The organism is Parvimonas parva (assembly GCF_016552165.1).
Taxonomy (GTDB): domain Bacteria; phylum Bacillota; class Clostridia; order Tissierellales; family Peptoniphilaceae; genus Parvimonas; species Parvimonas parva.
Genome location: NZ_JACVDA010000012.1, coordinates 42255 through 60711 on the forward strand (window position 1 = coordinate 42255; position 18457 = coordinate 60711).

An 18457-nucleotide genomic window follows, 5' to 3' on the forward strand; every position below is an offset into this window, starting at 1 on the left:
TCCTATATTAAATACTTTCGAAAAATTCAATTTCTTTAGAATCTTCTGTAAGAGTAACAATGGCTTTTTTCCAATCAGATCTTTTGCCAACATTAGCTCCCATTCTTTTTTTCTTACCAGTAATATTCATTGTGTTTACTTGTTTAACTTTTACACCGAAAATTGTTTCTACGGCTTTTTTAATTTCTGATTTGTTAGCCTTAGTATCAACTTTGAAAGTGTATCTTTTTGATTCCATATTTTCCATTGAACGTTCAGTTACAACTGGTTTAATAATAATATCATATGCTGTCATTATGCATACACCTCCTCAATTTTTGATAAGGCATCTTTTACGATTACAAGATTATCAAATCTCATTAAATCATAAACATTCATATAATCTACAACAACAGTTTCAATCTTTGGAAGGTTAGCGAATGATTTAATAATCATATCATTTCCTTCTGGTAAAACTATCATAGTCTTTGTTTCTAAATTTAAGTTTCTTAATATTTCTTTTGCTTTCTTAGTGCTGAATGCATCTACTGTTAAAGCATCTAAAATTCTTAATTCTCCTTCAAGAACTTTTGAAGAAAGAACTGACTTCATAGCAAGTCTTCTTACTTTCTTAGGAACTGAGTATCTGTAGCTTCTTGGCTTTGGTGCGAATACAACCCCGCCACCTTTCCATTGAGGAGCTCTTATACTACCTTGTCTAGCACGACCAGTACCTTTTTGTCTCCAAGGCTTTCTTCCGCCTCCACGTACTTCTGCACGAGTTTTAGCAGATTGAGTGCCTTGTCTTCTATTAGCTAAATGGTTCTTTACTACTTCATAAACAACATGTTCATTAACTTCAACACCAAAAATAGCTTCGTTTAATTCTATATCACCAACAACTTCTCCAAGTTGGTTATAAACATTAACCTTAGGCATTATTTATCCTCCTTAAACTATCTCTTAACCGCTTCTCTAATTGTTACTAAACCACCTTTAGGTCCTGGAATAGCACCTTTTACAAGAATTAGGTTCTTTTCAACGTCAACTTTTACAACAACAAGATTTTGAACAGTACTTTTTTCATTTCCCATTTTTCCACTTGCTTTTCTACCTTTAAGTACTCTACCTGGATAAGTACCAGCACTTCTAGCACCGGCTACTCTGTGAGATTTCGAACCGTGACCTTCTGGTCCTCTTCCGTAGTTCCATCTCTTGATAGCACCTTGAGTACCTTTACCTTTAGAAGTTCCGATAACATCAACCTTATCTCCTTCAGCAAATAAGTCAACTTTAATTTCTTGTCCAGTTTCAAAAGTTTCGCCTTCGTTTAATCTAAATTCTCTTACAAATCTCTTATATCCAACACTTACTTTGTCAAAATGTCCTTTAAGAGGTTTTGTAACCTTCTTTTCTTTTTTGTCCACATATCCACATTGGATTGCATTATAACCATCAGTTTCAACAGTTTTAACTTGTATAACGAACATTGGGCCCGCTTCAACAACTGTTACAGGAACAACTGCTCCATCTTCAGTAAAAATTTGAGTCATTCCAATTTTTTTACCTAAAATACTCTTCATTGAGTACACCTCCTATTACTTACAGCGGATTGATTTACAATCATTCTAAGATTTATAACTTAATTTCGATATCTACCCCACTTGGAAGATTTAATTTCTTTAAACTTTCCAAAGTCTTTTGATTTGGGTTTAGGATATCAATAAGTCTTTTATGTGTTCTTTGTTCGAATTGTTCTCTACTATATTTGTATTTGTGAACAGCTCTTAAGATTGTAATGATTTCCTTTTCTGTTGGTAGTGGAATAGGTCCTGATACTTCTGCACCAGTTCTCTTTGCAGATTCCACTATTTGTTGTGCTGAGCTATCGATTAATTCATGATCGTAAGCTCTTAATCTAATTCTGATTTTTTGTTTGTTTGCCAATTTTTTTACCTCCTTATTTCGCATGTTTTGGCATCATGCAACTAGGTCTTCCGTATCAACTCATCCGTGTGTTCCATTTTCACTTCTAAAAAATACGGCGACCCGTCGCCGAAATCTAGTTCGACATACTCAGAAATAATTACCTCACAAGCTGTAAAACAGCCGTTTAATGTGAGCAACCTATTTCGTCAACGCCTTTTTGTGCACACAAGCACTCATATATTATACAATAACAAAATAGATTTTGCAATACTTTTTTTGAATTTTTTTAAGTTTTTTTTCGAATTTTTAAGCGTTTTTTCAAAAATATTTTATTATGTGATTTGAATTACATTTTTAATATATTTTTTGTTTTTATAAAATTTTTTTATGAAAAAATTTGAAAAAGTGATACAAATTGTACCACTTTTATCTAAAATTTATTCTTCTATTTTTAAAATTTCTTCCATATCTTCTTTTTCAAAAACTTCAACATTTTTTATATTGTCAAAACGTCTTGTAATTTTTGTAGAAGTTGTAAAAATATCTTTAACATCTTTGCTAACTTTATTTATATCTTTTTCCAAAGTTTCCCATCTCTTGGCATATCTATCAAACTCAACAGAAAGAGAATTCAATTCTTTTTGAATTTCCAATGCATATTGAGATTGTTTTAAATTTTGAGATACTGCTTGTATTGTCGTAAGTATCGCCATCATCGTAGTTGGAGAAGTAATCCAAACACGCTTTGAATAGGCATACTCAACAATTTTAGGCATATAAGCATTAAGATAAGCAAATATAGCCTCTGCAGGTAAAAACAAAATCGCTTGATCTGTCGTTTCGTTTTTTATTATATATTTTGAAGAAATATCATCAATATGTTTCTTTAAATTTTGTTCAAAACTCTTTTCGTTTTCAACTTTATTTTCAGCTACATCTTCAAAAATTCTTCTATAATTTTCTAAAGGGAATTTGCTGTCTATACAAATAGTTCCAACAGGCTCAGGCGCAAACAATACGGCATCTGCTAAAGTTCCATTTGAAAGTTTATATTGTTTTTGGTAAATTTCATTGTTATCACCAAAAGCAGATGATAAAACTTGATAGAGTTGTACCTCTCCAAAAATTCCACGAGTTTTTTTATCCGTCAAAACATTATTTAGATTTTGAACATTATTGGATAAAAATTCCATTTTCTTTTGAGCCTCATCAAGCCTACCCAAACTTTGCATAACATTACTAAAAGTCTTTTTTGTATCTTCAAAACTTTTTTCAAGTTTTAATTCAACACTTTCATTTATCTTGTCAAGTCTTCCCTCAACAACAGTTGTAAGATTCAAAAAATCCCTTTTAAGTTCAGATTTTAATTTGTCGTTAAAATTAAAAATCGAATCAATATTTTCTTTTCCTGCTTTTATAATATTATCATTAGTAGAATTTTTAAATTCAAGTAGTTGACTAGTAATCTTTTCGTTATTTACATTTAGCTTATCATTCAGTCTATTGAATTCATCAGAAAAGCTAAGTTTTAATTTTAAAATATCTTCATCTTTTATAACTTCATCATTAGATTTTTTTGAAATTTGTAAAATCAAAACAATTGCAACAACAACTAATATAATTAAAATACCTATTAAAAAATAAATCATATCTCACCTATTTCAAAATGCCGAATTCATAACCATTTGATTTGAAGTGGTCAATTATACTAGGTAATGTTCTTAATGTTAAGTCTTTTCCTTGAGAATCATGCATTAAAACAACTACAATATTTTGTTGTTTCCAATAACTCAAAGATGTCTTAACATATTTTAACATTTCAGCCTCGTTAGTAGGTCTAACTTTTAAAGGCTCAGCATCACCGGACAAACTGTTCCAGTCAATCCATTCAAGTCCTAAACTCTTTAAAGTTTCATCTCCATTACCACCGGATTCAAGCCCTTTCCAAGACATATGTCCACCAGGATATCTCCAAACACCTGTATTGAACTTATCTCCTAAAAGTTCTTTTAATCTTGCCATAGTCTTTTCAGCCTCTTCTTTTATTACAGCAGGATTTGGAACTCTTTTTGGATATAATTTATTATAGTCATGAGTAAAACTATGGATAGCTATTCCATGTCCCTCATTTAATTCTCTTTCCAAATATGGTTTAGCTTGGTCGTTCAAAGTCTTACCTACTATAAAAAATGTAGCAGGAACTTGTTTTTCTTTTAATATATCTAACGCTTTATCAGTAATTCCCGGAGTTACACCATCATCAAAAGTCAAGAATACAACTTTCTTTCCGGTATATTCTTTTTTACTCATAATATAATCTCTAATTTCAGCAGTATCATAAGCATAAGCGTCTGCAGATTTTATATGATTTCCAGATTCTGCAAAGTCAATTCCACTTGGATTAGATTTTTCTTGTTCTTTTTCAACTTCAGTTTTCTTTTCAGTAGCATTATCATCTGATTTTTTAGTATCGTCTTTTTTAATCTGATTTTGTGTTTTATTTTGATTTAAAACTCCTAAAACATATTTACCACCTAAAAAAGAAAAAAGAGCCAAGAAAACTGCACATATAATTACAAAATTTTCTTTTCTTCTCTTTCTCTTCTTTCTCTCTCTCATTCTTCTTGTTCTTTCTTCATTATCTATCATTAAAATTACCTCCTAACCGCCATATTGTTATTATCTATAAGTATATCACATTTACAATTAAGTTGTAAACTCAATTAACATTGTTTAACAGTTTTTTTCAGAATGAAATTATGATATAATAAAATATATGACGAACTAAAAATTTAGTTTAAAAAAATAAATTAAAGGAGTTTTTATGAGAAACATTTATTCAAATCCACTTACAAACAGATACGCAAGCAAAGAAATGAGTTATATCTTTTCAGATGAATTCAAATTTAAAACTTGGAGAAAATTATGGATAACTCTTGCAAAAGGAGAAAAGAGCTTAGGATTAAATATTACAGATGAGCAAATCAAAGAACTTGAATCTTTTAAAGATGATATAAATTTTGAAGTTGCTTTAGAAAGAGAAAAAATTGTAAAGCACGATGTTATGAGTCATGTTTATGCTTATGGAGTTCAATGCCCTAATGCAAAAGGAATTATCCACCTTGGAGCAACAAGTTGTTTCGTTGGAGATAATACAGAACTTATTGTTATGAAAGAGGCTCTTTTGGTTGTTAAGAAAAAAATTATAAATGTTTTAAATTTATTAAAAACAAATGCCTTAAAATATAAAAAAATTCCTACTCTAGCATATACTCACTTTCAACCTGCACAACCTACAACAGTTGGAAAAAGATTAACATTATATATGCAAGATTTACTTATAGACCTTGAAGAATTGAATTTCATCTTAGAAAATCTAAAACTTCGTGGAGCAAAAGGAACAACAGGAAGTCAAGCATCTTTTATGGAACTTTTCGATAATGACGAAGAAAAAGTTAAAAAACTTGATAATTTCATAGCACAAGAAATGAATTTCAAAGGAGTTTTTGCAGTTTCAAGTCAAACATACACAAGAAAAATCGACAGTAAAATTTTATTTTTACTATCAAATATAGCACAATCTGCTCACAAATTTTCAAACGATTTAAGACTTTTACAACATTTAAAAGAAATAGAAGAACCTTTTGGAAAAAATCAAATCGGCTCATCAGCTATGCCTTATAAAAGAAATCCAATGAAATCAGAAAGAATCGGTGCATTATCAAACTTTGTAATTTCAAATGTAATAAACCCTTCTATGACTTTCGCTACACAATGGTTTGAAAGGACTTTAGACGACAGTGCAAACAAAAGACTTTCAATCTCTCAAGGATTCTTAGCGATAGACGGAATATTAGAACTCTATGCAAATGTAGTTGACGGAATGGTAGTTTATGAAAAAGTAATCGAAAAACATTTAATGGCTGAATTACCTTTTATGGCAAGTGAAAACATAATGATGAACCAAGTTAAAAAAGGTGGAGACAGACAAGAACTTCACGAAAGAATTAGAGAACTTTCACAAATAGCAGGTAAAAATGTAAAAGAAAAAGGACTTGAAAATAATTTATTAGAATTAATAAAAGATGATGAATTTTTTGACATAAACGAAGATGAACTTGAAGAAGTCTTAGACCCTTCAAAATACATCGGAAGATGCCCATCACAAGTTGATGAATTTATAGAAAATGAAGTCAATCCCGTATTAGAAAACAACAAAAATTTAATTGAAGAAATAAAAGAAATAGAAATTTAAAAAACGCTCCACTCGGAGCGTTTTTAATTTTCAATAATATCTCTAAAACTTACTTGCATCAACAGAATTTAAGTATTCTTCTATTGGTTCAACAGCTTTTTTGATAGTTCCGTCAATAAATGGGTTTTCTAAGTTTGCAACTTCAAGTAATTGTAAGAATGGTTTTGTTCCACCTGTTTTGCAAAGTCTTAAATAATCAGCAAAAGCAAATTTGTGGTCTTTTCTATCCTTATTCCAGAATTGGAAAGCACAAACTTGAGCCAAAGTATAATCTATATAGTAAAATGGCATTTGGTAAATATGTCTTTGTCTAAACCAGAATCCACCTTCTTCAAGAACTTTTATTCCTGCATAATCTCTATATGGTAGATATTTCTTTTCCAATTCTCTATATTTTTCACGTCTTTCCTTTGGAGAAAGTTCAGGGTTTTCATAAACGATATGTTGGAATTCATCAACTAACGCACCATAAGGTAAGAACATTAGACAATGAGCAATATGATTATATCTAAACTTGTCAGCCTCTTCTTCAAAGAATAAATCCATCCAAGGCCAAGTAAAAAATTCCATACTCATTGAATGAATTTCAGCTGATTCCATTCCTGGCCAAGTATATTCAGGAATATAATCCCTTGATGAAAAAACTTGGAAAGCATGTCCTGCCTCGTGAGTCAAAACTTCAACATCATGAGTTGTACCATTGAAATTAGCAAAGATAAAAGGACTTCTCCAATTTCTTAAGTAAGTACAATATCCACCAGCAGCCTTTGTTCCCTTTGAATCCAAGTCAAATAAATCTTTTGTTTTCATAAAGTCAAAAAATTCTTTTGTTTCAGGAGAAAGTTCACTATACATTTTTTCTGCTCTTTCAACTAACCATTTTTCTTCCCCATGTGGAGCAGGATTTCCTGTTTTAAAGAAAATTGGTTCATCATAGAAAGTCAACTTATCAACACCAATTCTCTTGCTTTGTTCTTCTCTTAACTTATTACAAATAGGAACAATAGTTTCTAAAATTTGTTTTCTATAACCTTCAACATCTTTAGCATTATAGTCAACTCTTCCCATTTTTTTGTAACCAAGCTCGATAAAGTTTTTATAGCCAAGTTTTTTAGCCATTCTATCTCTTATCTTAACAATCTTATCATAAATTTCGTCTAACTTTTCAGTTTGTTCTTCATAAATTTCTGAAATAAGATTTGTAGCTTTTCTTCTAGTTTCAGCATCTGAATCTTGAGAATATTTGCTAAGTTGAACAATATTTAATTGTTCTCCATTCCATTCTTTTGAACAAGCAGATAAAAGTTTTTGATATTCCATAACAACTTTTGATTCTTCAACTAAATCTTCCATAATTGAAGGATTAAAAGTTAATAAATAATTTTCATATTTTTGGAATAAATAAACACCAAACTCTTCTTCTAATTCTTTTCTAAATTTACTATTAACAAAAGCTCTAACATATTCAACTTCAGCCTCTTGAACTCTTGGATAATTTTCTTGAATAAATTGCATTTCCTTATCAAAAAATTCATCTTTAGTATCAATAGAATTTTTTATATTTGCTAAAGTCATCATACTATCAGTAGTTCCGCTAACTTCATTAAGTTCATTATAAGTTGCAACAGCTTGCTCACTTGTATTAGCATTTACAAGTCTTTGAGTCAAAGCTCTAATATCAGCTATAAGCTTTTCAAAATCAGGACGAACATAATTATAATCGCCAAATTTTAAATCTAAATTTTCTTTATTCATACTTCCCTCCTAAATAATTAATCAACAATAATATTCTAACACATTTTAAGTATAAAAAATAGTCTCATAAAGATTTAAATTAAAAAAGGAATTACAAGCGTAATTCCTTTTAAATTTATCTTTTTAACATCATTGCGTATGGTTCCCAAGGGTCAATTTTGATTGATTCTTCTTCTAAGCCTTTTAACCATTTTTCATCAACGAATTTTTTATCAACTATTGCTGAAATATTTTCATTTGTAAACCAAGAGTCGCTCATTGAGAAAATTCCTTTATCTCCAATTTCATCTCCCCAAGAGTTTTCAACTTGCCATTTTATTGGATTTCCATTTTCGTCTAAATCAACTCCAACAAAAGTCATTGCATGAGTTAAATCTGTATATCTGTAATCAATTCTGTCTGCTTTTGAAAACTCTCCAAGTTCTGTTAAAGTTTCATCATAGTTGAATAAGTCTTTATCCATTATTCCTAATTTTCTATCACAATTTTTCATAACATCACAAGCAAACCAAACAGCCTCTCCAGCTTTAAGTGATGCTATAATTGCTTTTTTAATTTCTTCTTGTGGAACATTTAGTGATGCAACAGGATTTCCTTCCCTAACTGATTTGAAATATTTTAACTCAATCTTTTTACCAAATGGATATTTTCCTCTTGGGTCTTCGATTAAGTCAACCTTAGTTGCAAAGTAATCACCAACATATTCTTCATAAAATTTCATCGCAGTAAGATTTGTAATCTTTTGGAATTTATCATCTTTATCCATATATTCAAAGTCAAAAGTTTCCGGTAATTTCCCTAAAACTTTTGTACAAATGTTATAAACTTCATAAAGAGTTTCTTCTTTTAATTTTCTTAACTCCTCAACAGTTGCACCATTTAAATGAGCTTTTCTCATATTCATAGCAGTTCTCTTTAGTCTAACATTGATTTGTTCAACAAAAGCCTCTGAATTTGATGAGCTGAAAGTTTCAGGCATAACTGATTTAGGAACAATACCATATTTTGAAATTAAATCATCAAAACATTCAAAAAAGTTTCCATCATCTGCACCAAGGTCTAACAAACAATCCATAAGTCTTGTTCCAAGTGGTTCATCTATATGTTCAATCATAAGTTCTAAGAAGTTGTTTGATTTTTCCATTTTATCCATAAAGAAAAGATAAACTTGTGAAAATTCAAAAGTTTTTAAATTTAATTTTTCCATAACTTTTAATCTCAAAACATTAAGTCCTGAGAACATCCAACAACGGCCTGATTTCTTTTGATTTGTTATTTCAGCTTTCTTTACACTATCTGAAAATTTAAAATTATGAAATCTTAAAACGTCATTATTAAGAGAACTTTCTTGAATTCCAGTTCTAGCAATCGCATTTGAAATAACTCTACTTGTAGCATCATTTTCAAAACGATTTTTAAAATTTTTCATCATTTCATTTGTTACCATTTTATTCCCTCCATATTTTATATTTTTAACACAACTATAATAGCACAACAAAATCATTATTTCAATAGATTTCTAGAATTAATTGATATTTTTTATCGATTATTTGTATTATTAGAAAAAATTATATTTTTATAATACAAATATCAAAAAAAATATTTACTAATGTCGTTTTATATGTTACAATTCTATCGTAAGAAATTTTATTAACTAATTTTTTCTTATAATATTTTATTTTAGGAGGTTTACTATGAAAAAGAAATTCATAGCACTATTATTAGTTGTATCTAGCATCGCTGTAAGTACAAATTTAACTTCAGCCAACGAAGTCAATCTAGTCAAAGAAGAAACTGTTGTAGAAAAAGAAAACAAAGAACCAGTAATTGTGTTGAGAAGAGAATCCGATTGGGGTGAAGAAAATTATGGAAATTGGAAAGAAATAGCAAAACACCCTGAAAATTACAAAAAAGTAACAGCTTGTATGTTAAAAAAAATGGCACTTTTGGGAATAGACTTTTCTGTTCAAGAAGTGTTAGGAATGTTAGCTACAGGTTCAGCAATATATTATTTAGGAATTAAAGCTGTTATAGCTTTAGGCTCATGCTTATTTGGGTAAATTAATATGGACTATTTAATTTTAAAAAGAATATGTATTATCTGTATAACATTATTTCTAGCATTTATAATCAGAAAAAAAAATAATATTAAAAATATCTATATTAAATACTTAATTTTTTCAATATTTTGTTTTACAATTAATTATTTTGGTAAATTTATGACTTTAAAATCATTAATTATATATTATATATACTCTACCGTTCTGTTTTTCGCTGTTAGATATATATGTGAAAAGTCAAGTAAAAATGAAAAGAATAAAGAAGATAATTAAAACTTTTAATACTATATTAGTTTGCTTTTTATTTTTATTTTGTATTTCAAGTTGTAAAAATCACGAAACACAAAATACTCAACAAAATCAAAAAGAAAATTTATATATACAAAAAATATCTGTAAACAAGTTAATAGAATTAATTGATATTTTTTATCAATCGTTTGTATTATTAGAAAAAATTATATTTTTATACTAGTACAAATATCAAAAAAAATATTTACTAATCCCGTTTTGTATGTTACAATTCTATCGTAAGAAATTTTATTAACTAATTTTTTCTTATAATATTTTATTTTAGGAGATTTACTATGAAAAAGAAATTCATAGCACCATTGTTAATTGCATCAACTTTTGCTACAAGTTCAAGCTTAATCTTAGCAAAAGAGACAAATTTAACCAAAGAAGAAATCGTTTTAGAAAAAAATAAGCAAAAACATATTATTATGCTTAGAGAATCTGATTGGGGTGATGATTAATTATGGATATAGAATTTTTAAAAAACTTTATACTACCAAAATTAAGTATAATTTACATCATTGTTATGTTATTATTAATCAGAAAATTTAAGCTGATAACAAATCCTATTAAAATTATAATAGCGTCAAGTTCAATGGTGTTTGTATTTAATTATTTTGTATTGTGTAATAGTTTAAAATACTCTTTGATAGAAACTTTATGTCTAACACTTATTGTAAATATTCCTTTTTCTAAAAATACATTTAAGAGCAAGTAATAAAATGAAAAAATATAATTTAAAAAAATTTTTATACCTAACTTAATTTTACAAATGTACAAAAGGAAAATAAATTTAAAAAATTTTAAAATATACAACGTTTTTATGTTGACATTAAACTATTTTTTTGATACACTTTATTAAACTAAATAAATTTAGTTAGGAGGGTTTTATTATGAAAAGTCCATTCAAAAGGATATTCTTGTTTTCTATTTTAATTCTATGTTCTTGTAGTAGTATAAAAAATGATAAAACATTTATATCTGATAAAAATTTAAATGAAACCGGATTTTATATTATAAGTAATCCGGTTCCAAAAAAAGTGGTAGATTATGCAAAAGATTTGTTTACTAAAGAAAATCTTGATACAATAAAAAAAGACAATAATAGCGATTTAATATTATCTGAACCTTATTCTATAAAAGAAAAACATTTTTCGTTTTTAATTTTACAAAATGGAAAAAGTATTGGAAAAATTTTAATTATAAAAAAAGAAAATAAATTGACATACCAAATTTCACAAGGATATTTTGATGACGAATTAAATAATATGTTATTAAAAAATGGTATATATGAATTAAGTTTTGAAAAAGAAGAAGAATGGGAACGTTCAAAACCAATATTTAAAAAACACGATACAATTCCAAAAAATAAAATTATATATAATATAAAAAACTCAATAAAAAAAATAAAAAATTAGTTTTTTTAAAAAAAACGATGTTCACATAGAACATCATTTCAGAGCGCAGACAAAGCATTAGTTTTGTCTGTGCTTTTTTTATTATTTCTTTTCCGAATGTGGTATCTTATCATAAAAATCATATCCTAAAAACCATCTGTATGCTACATTTACCTCTATTTTTCTTATTGTTTGACACATACTTTTTATTTCAAAAATATATTTTAAAAATATTATTTTAAAAAGCACTATTGGGTCATACTTGGTCTCATTATCTAAACAATATTTATCTTCTATTAAATCATAACTAAAAAAGCGCCAATGATTTCTCATTGACACCTTTGTCATCAGTCTGAAGCTGTGATTACTCACAGCTTAGTATTTCTTCTATTTTGTTATGAACTAAATCTAAATTAGCTTTAGAATCAGAACTAAAAGGTATAACCAGATTCATATCTTTTACACCTAAAGTTTCTCTAACAATTTTTAAATGTTTATTCCATTGACCTCTTGAAATCTTATCGGCTTTTGTCGCAATAACATAACCACTGAAACCATATTCTAAAAGCCAATTATACATCATTACATCTTCCTTGCTCGGTGCATGTCTGATATCTACAACAAGTATAACTTCACACAAATTTTCTCTGTTTGAAAGATAAGTTTCAATAATTGTTCCCCATTTTTCCTTTTCACTTTTTGAAACTTGTGCATATCCATAACCGGGTAAATCGACCAATCTAAACTCATCATTTATTTTGTAAAAATTTACCGTTCTTGTTTTTCCGGGCTTAGAACTTGTTCTAGCTAAGTTTTTTCTATTTATAAAAGCATTTATAAAACTTGATTTTCCTACATTACTTCTTCCGGCAAATGCGACTTCTTTCAAATCAGAGTTAGGATATTGTGAAATAATCGCAGCTATTTGTTCTAATTCACTTGAAATTATTTTCACTTTACACCTCTTTTTCTAAAACTAAGTCTAACACTTCACAAACATCAGAAACAGGATAGATATTTAAAGTTTCTCTAATATCTTCAGGAATTTCTTCGATATCTACTTCATTTTCCTTTGGAATAATTATATTTTTTATTCCATATCTATTTCCAGCAAGAATTTTTTCTTTAAGACCACCAATAGCAAGAACTCTACCTCTTAAAGTAACTTCTCCTGTCATCGCAAATTGTCTATTAACTTTTCTGTTTGTAAGAGCACTTACGATTGCAGTTGTCATTGTTATCCCTGCAGATGGACCGTCTTTCGGTACAGCACCTTCAGGAACGTGAATGTGAATGTCTTTTTCTTTATAAAAGTCCTCATTGATATTAAATTTATCAGCTTTACTTCTTACAAATGAAATTGCAGTCATCGCTGATTCTTTCATAACATCACCAAGTTGTCCGGTAAGTTGTATCTTTCCGGTGCCTTTAACAATATCTGTTTCTATTGTTAAAAGTTCTCCTCCGACTTCTGTCCAAGCTAAACCATTTACAAGTCCAACTTTATCTTCTTTTTCCAAAACGTCATCGTGATATTTTTTCTTTCCTAAGAAATCAACAAGATTTTTAGAATTCACTGTAACTTTTTTAGTCTTCTCTGAAACCAAAAGTACAGCCGATTTTCTTATAACTTTTTCTATCAGTCTTTCTAAGTTTCTAACTCCTGATTCCCTAGTATAATAACGAATCATATCTCTAACTGCATCAACTTTTATATCAAGCATTCTCTTAGTTATAGAAAAGTTTTTAAATGCCTTCGGAATTAAATGGTCGATAGCAATTTTTTCCTTTTCGTCATAAGTGTAACTTGAAACGGGTATAACTTCCATTCTATCAAGCAATGGTGATGGAATTGTAGAAGTTGTATTTGCAGTAGTAATGAACATAACTTTTGACAAATCAAAAGGAATATTTATATAGTTATCTGTAAATTTATTATTTTGCTCAGGGTCAAGAACTTCAAGTAATGCGCTTGAAGGGTCGCCTCTAAAATCATTTGAAACTTTGTCTATTTCATCAAGCAACAATACAGGATTATTTACTTTACATTGTTCTAACAAATTCAAAATTTTGCCCGGCATTGCTCCGACATAAGTTCTTCTATGACCTCTTATCTCACTTTCATCATGCAGTCCACCAAGCCTCATAGAAACAAATTCTCTATTCAAAGACTTTGCAATGGATTTTGCGATAGAAGTTTTACCAACTCCCGGAGGGCCAACTAAACAAATAATTGAACCTTTTTGATTGTTTGAAATCTGTCTTAAAGCTATCGACTCAACAATTCTATCCTTAACATCTTTAAGTCCAAAATGTTCCTTATCTAAAATTTTTCTAGTATAATTAACATCTAATTTTTCTTTTTTTGATTTTTTCCAAGGAAGCGCCACTATCTTATCAAGATAATTTCTAATTACATTTCCTTCGGGAGAACCTGACGGAATTTCTGAAAGTTTTCTAATTTCTTTAAATAACATTTCCTCAATATTTTCGTCAAAACCAAAGCTCATTATTGCATTTGCATATTCATCAAGCTCTGAGCTTAAATCTTCTCCATCCCCAAGTTCTTCTTTTATTACATTTAGTTGTTCTCTTAAATAATATTCCCTTTGATTTTTATTAAGTCTTGATGAAACCTTTCTTGACAATTTTTCTTCAAGGAAAGATAACTCTATTGAATTTTGTAAAATTTCATAAAGTTTTTCAAGCCTTTGACGCATATCAAAAATTTTGAAATTTTCAAAATGCTCATCATCAGACAATCCCATTATATAACTTGCAACATTATTTGTGAATTTATCCATATTTAAAGAAACTTGAACACTAACTTCCGTATCAACATCTAAATGTCTTTTCTTAGTTGTGTAGTCTTCAAAAGCACCTTCAACCATATTTCTAAGAGTTAATAATTCAGCATCTTCACTCTCAACTTCATTGTAATAATATTCTTCAACATCTGCTCTTAAAAATCTACCGTCATCATAAATTTTCTTTGCCTTACATCTGCAAATACCCTCAGCTAAGACTCTAGTAACACCGTTATTCATCTTCAAAATTTGCTTAACGATAACAACTGTTCCCATTTCATATAAATCTTCAGCTTTAGGGTCCTCAGTTCTAATATCTTTTTGAGTAAAAACAACTAGAATAGAATCTTTTTTCAATGCAGTTTCTATCGCATCAATAGATTTTTTTCTTCCAGCATCAAAATGAACAACAGAATATGGGTAAATCCAAAGACCTCTAAGTGCAAGTACAGGTCTATTTAATTTTTCTTCAATATTAAAATTTATATTGCTCATAAATATTTTCCTTTATTCTTTACTTTCTTTAAAAGCTAAAACAGGCTTTGATTCTCCTAAAATAACTTCTTTTGTAACAGTACATTTCTCAACATCTTTTTCAGAAGGCAAGTTGAACATAGTATCTAAAAGAGAATTTTCTATAACAGCACGAAGTCCTCTTGCTCCTGTTTTTCTTTCAAGAGCAATCCTTGCAATCTCTTTTATAGCCTCTTGTTCAAAATCAAGTTTTACATTGTCCATTGAGAAAAGCTCTTTATATTGTTTAATAAGCGCATTTTTTGGTTCTTCTAAAATTCTAACTAAAGAATTTTCATTTAAGCTTTCTAAAGTTACAATCATAGGTATTCTACCTACAAATTCAGGTATCAAACCATATTTTAACAAATCTTCGGGTCTTAAGTTTTTGATTATTTCAGAAAAATCATCAAGTTTTTCCGATTTAACTTCTGCACCAAAACCCATTGATTTCTTTTCTAATCTCGCTTTTAAAATTGATTCAATTCCTTGAAAAGCTCCTCCAACGATAAATAAAATATTTGACGTATCAACTTGAATATATTGTTGATCTGGATGCTTTCTTCCTCCCTTTGGAGGAACATTTGCAACAGTCCCCTCAATAATCTTTAAAAGAGATTGTTGAACACCCTCTCCACTAACATCTCTTGTTATAGACGGATTTTCACTTTTTCTTGTAATCTTATCAATTTCATCAATATATATTATTCCCTTTTCAGCTCTTTCTATGTCGTAATCAGCTGCTTGAACTAATTTTAAAATTATATTCTCAACGTCCTCTCCAACATAACCTGCCTCAGTTAAAGTTGTCGCATCTGCAATAGCAAAAGGAACCTCCAAAACTTTCGCAAGAGTTTGAGCTAAAAGAGTTTTACCACTTCCAGTTGGGCCAACAAGTAAAATATTTGACTTTTGGATTTCAACATCACTTTGGGTATCTCTGTTAATTCTCTTATAGTGATTGTAAACAGCAACACTCAATGCTTTTTTAGCATCATCTTGTTGAATAATGTATTCGTCCAAAATTTTCTTTATCTCAACAGGAGTTGGTAATTTTTCCAGTCTTTCTTGTTTCTTTGTTCTTTCTTGATGTTCAAGCATGGAATGACAAATTTCTATACATTCATTACAAATATTAGCGTTAATTCCACTTACTATTTGGTCAACTTCTTCAACTTCTCTTCCACAAAAAGAACATCTGGTATTCTTTTTTTCCAAAATTAACTCCTTAATTTTCTATAACTTCATCAATAATTCCATATTCCTTTGCCTCATGCGCTGTCATATAGAAATCTCTATCTGTATCTTTTTCAATTTTTTCAAGTGGTTGTCCTGTTCTTTTAGCTAAAATTTCATTTAAAGTACTTCTTACCTTTAAAATCTTTTCAGCTTGAATTTTAATATCTTCAGCTTGACCTTGAGCTCCACCAAGTGGTTGGTGAATCATAACATCAGCATTAGGAAGAGCAAATCTCTTTCCTTTTGCCCCTGAAGTTAATAAAAATGCTCCCATACTTGCTGCACGTCCAATACAAATTGTACTTACATCAGGCTTAATGTATTGCATTGTATCGTAAATCGCAAGTCCTGCACTAACAGAACCTCCCGGACTATTTATATAAATTTGAATATCTTTTTTAGGGTCTTCTGATTCTAAAAACAAAAGTTGTGCAACAATCAAATCTGCCATTTGGTCATTCACTTCTCCACTTAAAAATATAATTCTCTCTTTTAAAAGTCTTGAATAAATATCATAAGACCTTTCTCCTCTATTAGTTTGTTCAACTACCATAGGTATAAGCGCCATAATTACCTCCTAATAAAAACACCACCCTTCCACGATGCTTTGCATCGGGAGGGTATCTGGGAACTTTGTTGTTCCACAATAAAAAAATATAGCTTGATAAATGCAAGCTATATTTCAATTAATTATTCTTCAACAGTTTCTTTTTTAGGTTCTTGGAATTTAACAAGACTTACCAAATGATCAACCGCTTTTCTTCTAATTAAACTTGCAGTAATACCTTCTAGACCTTCTCCTGATTTTAATTCCTTCTTAAATCCTTCAAAATCTTTTACTTTCATATTCTTTCCGAATTCATCGATTTCCTTATCAATTTCTTCTTCAGAAACTTCAATATTTTCTAATTTTGCAAAAGCGTCAATAACAAGCTCAGCATTAGCTCTCTTAGTAGCCTCTGGTTTTAATTGTTCTCTAACAGCCTCTTCAGTAGTATTTAACATTTTGAAATAATTATCTAAATCCATATTGTATTGTCTAATTCTACCAGCAAAATCTCTAAAAGCCTTATCAACTTCTTCATTAATCATAGATTCTGGAGCCTCAACATTTGAACTTTCGATAAGAGCATCAATAGCATTATTTTGTTTTTGAACTAATGCATTTCTATCTGCTGATTCAACAAGATGTTTTTTGATGTCTGCTTTATATTCTTCTAATGTATCGAATTCTGAAACGTCTTTTGCAAACTCATCATCTAATTCTGGAAGTTGTTTTTCTTTAATTGAATTTATTTTAACTTTGAAAAGAGCAGATTTTCCTTTTAATTCTTCTGAATGATATTCTTCTGGGAAAATAACATTAACATCAACATTATCTCCAATATTTTTACCGATTAATTGTTCTTCAAAACCAGGTATAAAAGTATGTGAACCAACAACTAAATCATAGTTTTCAGATTTTCCACCGTCAAAAGCAATTCCTTCAACACTACCATCAAAGTCAATATTTACAGTGTCCATATCCTTTACAGGTCTATCTTCAACTGTAATTATTCTTGCATTATTTTCTCTTTCTTTATTTACTCTTTCATCAACCATTTCATCAGTTACTTCAAATTTAACATCATCAGCAACTAAATTTTTATAATCTCCAAGTTCTGGAACTGGTCTTAATTCTTGGTCAAACTTAACAACGATAACTTTATCCTTATCAAATTCTTCAATATCAATCTTTGGCATACCACAGATATCTTTACCAATTTTTAATTCTTTAACAGCATCTTCGAATAAATCAGGTAATAATTCATTAACAGCGTCTTCAAAGAAGATTCCTTCTCCATAGTTTAATTCAATAATCTTTCTTGGAGCTTTACCTTTTCTAAATCCAGGAATGTTAAATCTTGATTTCATTTTGTTATAAACTTTATTAATTGAAGCATTAAAAGCCTCTGAACTAATTTCTGATGTAAAAACTACTCTTTTATCATCTCTTGATACTAATTTAGTATTCATCTATATTCCTCCTAATCACTTTATAAAAATTAAAGTTTTAAATTTTTCTATTTACATACTTAAAAAGTATAACATAAAAAAACATATATTTCAATAGATTAAATATATATTCTATCAATTTAGGTCCTTCATCTCCAAATCCTAAATTGCAAGAATAAATTAGCCACATAAAAATAATTCTCTAGGCGTTTTGTAATTGAATATTTTTTTAGGATA

General features: G+C 29.0%; 17 protein-coding genes and 1 pseudogene. 4 read left to right on the forward strand and 14 right to left on the reverse strand.

What is annotated here, in order from left to right:
• Positions 1-7: 7 nt before the first annotated feature.
• From rplW to IBJ83_RS05215, 6 genes are all read right to left on the reverse strand, one after another.
• Entirely contained in the window at positions 8-298 is a 291-nt protein-coding gene (rplW, locus tag IBJ83_RS05190; RefSeq protein WP_197415927.1) for a 50S ribosomal protein L23, read from the reverse strand.
• Positions 295-918 (reverse strand): 50S ribosomal protein L4, encoded by a 624-nt coding sequence (gene rplD / locus IBJ83_RS05195; protein ID WP_068473755.1) that lies wholly within the window; start codon positions 916-918, stop codon positions 295-297. Before rplD ends, rplW begins: the two co-directional genes overlap by 4 nt.
• Positions 919-935: 17 nt before the next feature.
• A complete protein-coding gene (gene rplC, locus IBJ83_RS05200) occupies positions 936-1562 on the reverse strand; it encodes a 50S ribosomal protein L3 (RefSeq protein ID WP_068473758.1) in 627 nt (208 codons plus the stop codon).
• 52 nt (positions 1563-1614) lie between these two features.
• Positions 1615-1926 (reverse strand): 30S ribosomal protein S10, encoded by a 312-nt coding sequence (gene rpsJ / locus IBJ83_RS05205; RefSeq protein WP_269902522.1) that lies wholly within the window; start codon positions 1924-1926, stop codon positions 1615-1617.
• A 419-nt stretch (positions 1927-2345) separates the two neighbouring features.
• A complete protein-coding gene (locus tag IBJ83_RS05210; RefSeq protein ID WP_201275638.1) occupies positions 2346-3557 on the reverse strand; it encodes a DNA recombination protein RmuC in 1212 nt (403 codons plus the stop codon).
• A gap of 7 nt (positions 3558-3564) precedes the next feature.
• Entirely contained in the window at positions 3565-4557 is a 993-nt protein-coding gene (locus tag IBJ83_RS05215; RefSeq protein ID WP_201275639.1) for a polysaccharide deacetylase family protein, read from the reverse strand.
• A gap of 175 nt (positions 4558-4732) precedes the next feature.
• Between IBJ83_RS05215 and purB the strand changes: the two genes are divergently transcribed.
• The gene (gene purB, locus IBJ83_RS05220) at positions 4733-6163 is read left to right on the forward strand and encodes an adenylosuccinate lyase (protein WP_068473767.1); all 1431 of its coding nucleotides are present in this window, start codon (positions 4733-4735) and stop codon (positions 6161-6163) included.
• Positions 6164-6205: 42 nt separating this feature from the next.
• Here purB and IBJ83_RS05225 read toward each other — a convergent pair whose 3' ends face one another.
• Positions 6206-7918 carry a M3 family oligoendopeptidase gene (locus IBJ83_RS05225; protein ID WP_201275640.1) on the reverse strand — a complete coding sequence of 571 codons (1713 nt, stop codon included), beginning with the start codon at positions 7916-7918 and terminating at the stop codon, positions 6206-6208.
• Between the two features lie 115 nt (positions 7919-8033).
• Positions 8034-9365 (reverse strand): C1 family peptidase, encoded by a 1332-nt coding sequence (locus IBJ83_RS05230; RefSeq protein ID WP_068473773.1) that lies wholly within the window; start codon positions 9363-9365, stop codon positions 8034-8036.
• 247 nt (positions 9366-9612) lie between these two features.
• On the opposite strand from IBJ83_RS05230, the gene IBJ83_RS05235 reads away from it, so the two are divergent.
• The 3 genes from IBJ83_RS05235 (at position 9613) to IBJ83_RS05245 (ending at position 11687) form a co-directional block, all read left to right on the forward strand.
• The gene (locus IBJ83_RS05235; protein WP_068473776.1) at positions 9613-9978 is read left to right on the forward strand and encodes a hypothetical protein; all 366 of its coding nucleotides are present in this window, start codon (positions 9613-9615) and stop codon (positions 9976-9978) included.
• A 584-nt stretch (positions 9979-10562) separates the two neighbouring features.
• Positions 10563-10730: a hypothetical protein gene (locus tag IBJ83_RS05240; RefSeq protein ID WP_201275641.1), complete on the forward strand. Its 168-nt coding sequence runs from the start codon at positions 10563-10565 to the stop codon at positions 10728-10730.
• Positions 10731-11162: 432 nt separating this feature from the next.
• Positions 11163-11687, forward strand: a complete 525-nt coding sequence (locus IBJ83_RS05245) for a hypothetical protein (protein WP_201275642.1) — start codon at positions 11163-11165, stop codon at positions 11685-11687.
• A gap of 96 nt (positions 11688-11783) precedes the next feature.
• Here IBJ83_RS05245 and IBJ83_RS08415 read toward each other — a convergent pair.
• The 6 genes and pseudogenes from IBJ83_RS08415 to tig all read right to left on the reverse strand — a co-directional run.
• A pseudogene (locus IBJ83_RS08415) lies at positions 11784-11978 on the reverse strand (transposase); the annotation flags it as partial.
• 52 nt (positions 11979-12030) lie between these two features.
• A complete protein-coding gene (gene yihA, locus IBJ83_RS05255) occupies positions 12031-12621 on the reverse strand; it encodes a ribosome biogenesis GTP-binding protein YihA/YsxC (RefSeq protein WP_068473783.1) in 591 nt (196 codons plus the stop codon).
• Position 12622: 1 nt separating this feature from the next.
• Positions 12623-14968, reverse strand: coding sequence for an endopeptidase La (gene lon / locus IBJ83_RS05260; protein WP_201275644.1), 2346 nt, complete (start codon positions 14966-14968; stop codon positions 12623-12625).
• Between the two features lie 12 nt (positions 14969-14980).
• Positions 14981-16204 (reverse strand): ATP-dependent Clp protease ATP-binding subunit ClpX, encoded by a 1224-nt coding sequence (gene clpX, locus IBJ83_RS05265; RefSeq protein WP_201275645.1) that lies wholly within the window; start codon positions 16202-16204, stop codon positions 14981-14983.
• 10 nt (positions 16205-16214) lie between these two features.
• Complete coding sequence (clpP, locus tag IBJ83_RS05270; RefSeq protein WP_068473792.1) at positions 16215-16793, reverse strand: ATP-dependent Clp endopeptidase proteolytic subunit ClpP; 579 nt, start codon at positions 16791-16793, stop codon at positions 16215-16217.
• A gap of 122 nt (positions 16794-16915) precedes the next feature.
• Positions 16916-18241, reverse strand: coding sequence for a trigger factor (gene tig, locus IBJ83_RS05275; protein WP_201275646.1), 1326 nt, complete (start codon positions 18239-18241; stop codon positions 16916-16918).
• Positions 18242-18457 lie beyond the last annotated feature (216 nt).

What these genes read in the sequence shown, in the direction of transcription:
- IBJ83_RS05215 (WP_201275639.1), bottom strand. Translation starts at nt 4,557, where the DNA reads ATGATAGATAATGAAGAAAGAACAAGAAGAATGAGAGAGAGAAAGAAG.
- purB (WP_068473767.1), top strand. Translation starts at nt 4,733, where the DNA reads ATGAGAAACATTTATTCAAATCCACTTACAAACAGATACGCAAGCAAA.
- IBJ83_RS05210 (WP_201275638.1), bottom strand. Translation starts at nt 3,557, where the DNA reads ATGATTTATTTTTTAATAGGTATTTTAATTATATTAGTTGTTGTTGCA.
- rplC (WP_068473758.1), bottom strand. Translation starts at nt 1,562, where the DNA reads ATGAAGAGTATTTTAGGTAAAAAAATTGGAATGACTCAAATTTTTACT.
- IBJ83_RS05230 (WP_068473773.1), bottom strand. Translation starts at nt 9,365, where the DNA reads ATGGTAACAAATGAAATGATGAAAAATTTTAAAAATCGTTTTGAAAAT.
- lon (WP_201275644.1), bottom strand. Translation starts at nt 14,968, where the DNA reads ATGAGCAATATAAATTTTAATATTGAAGAAAAATTAAATAGACCTGTA.
- IBJ83_RS05245 (WP_201275642.1), top strand. Translation starts at nt 11,163, where the DNA reads ATGAAAAGTCCATTCAAAAGGATATTCTTGTTTTCTATTTTAATTCTA.
- rplD (WP_068473755.1), bottom strand. Translation starts at nt 918, where the DNA reads ATGCCTAAGGTTAATGTTTATAACCAACTTGGAGAAGTTGTTGGTGAT.
- clpP (WP_068473792.1), bottom strand. Translation starts at nt 16,793, where the DNA reads ATGGCGCTTATACCTATGGTAGTTGAACAAACTAATAGAGGAGAAAGG.
- IBJ83_RS05235 (WP_068473776.1), top strand. Translation starts at nt 9,613, where the DNA reads ATGAAAAAGAAATTCATAGCACTATTATTAGTTGTATCTAGCATCGCT.
- IBJ83_RS05240 (WP_201275641.1), top strand. Translation starts at nt 10,563, where the DNA reads ATGAAAAAGAAATTCATAGCACCATTGTTAATTGCATCAACTTTTGCT.
- tig (WP_201275646.1), bottom strand. Translation starts at nt 18,241, where the DNA reads ATGAATACTAAATTAGTATCAAGAGATGATAAAAGAGTAGTTTTTACA.
- IBJ83_RS05225 (WP_201275640.1), bottom strand. Translation starts at nt 7,918, where the DNA reads ATGAATAAAGAAAATTTAGATTTAAAATTTGGCGATTATAATTATGTT.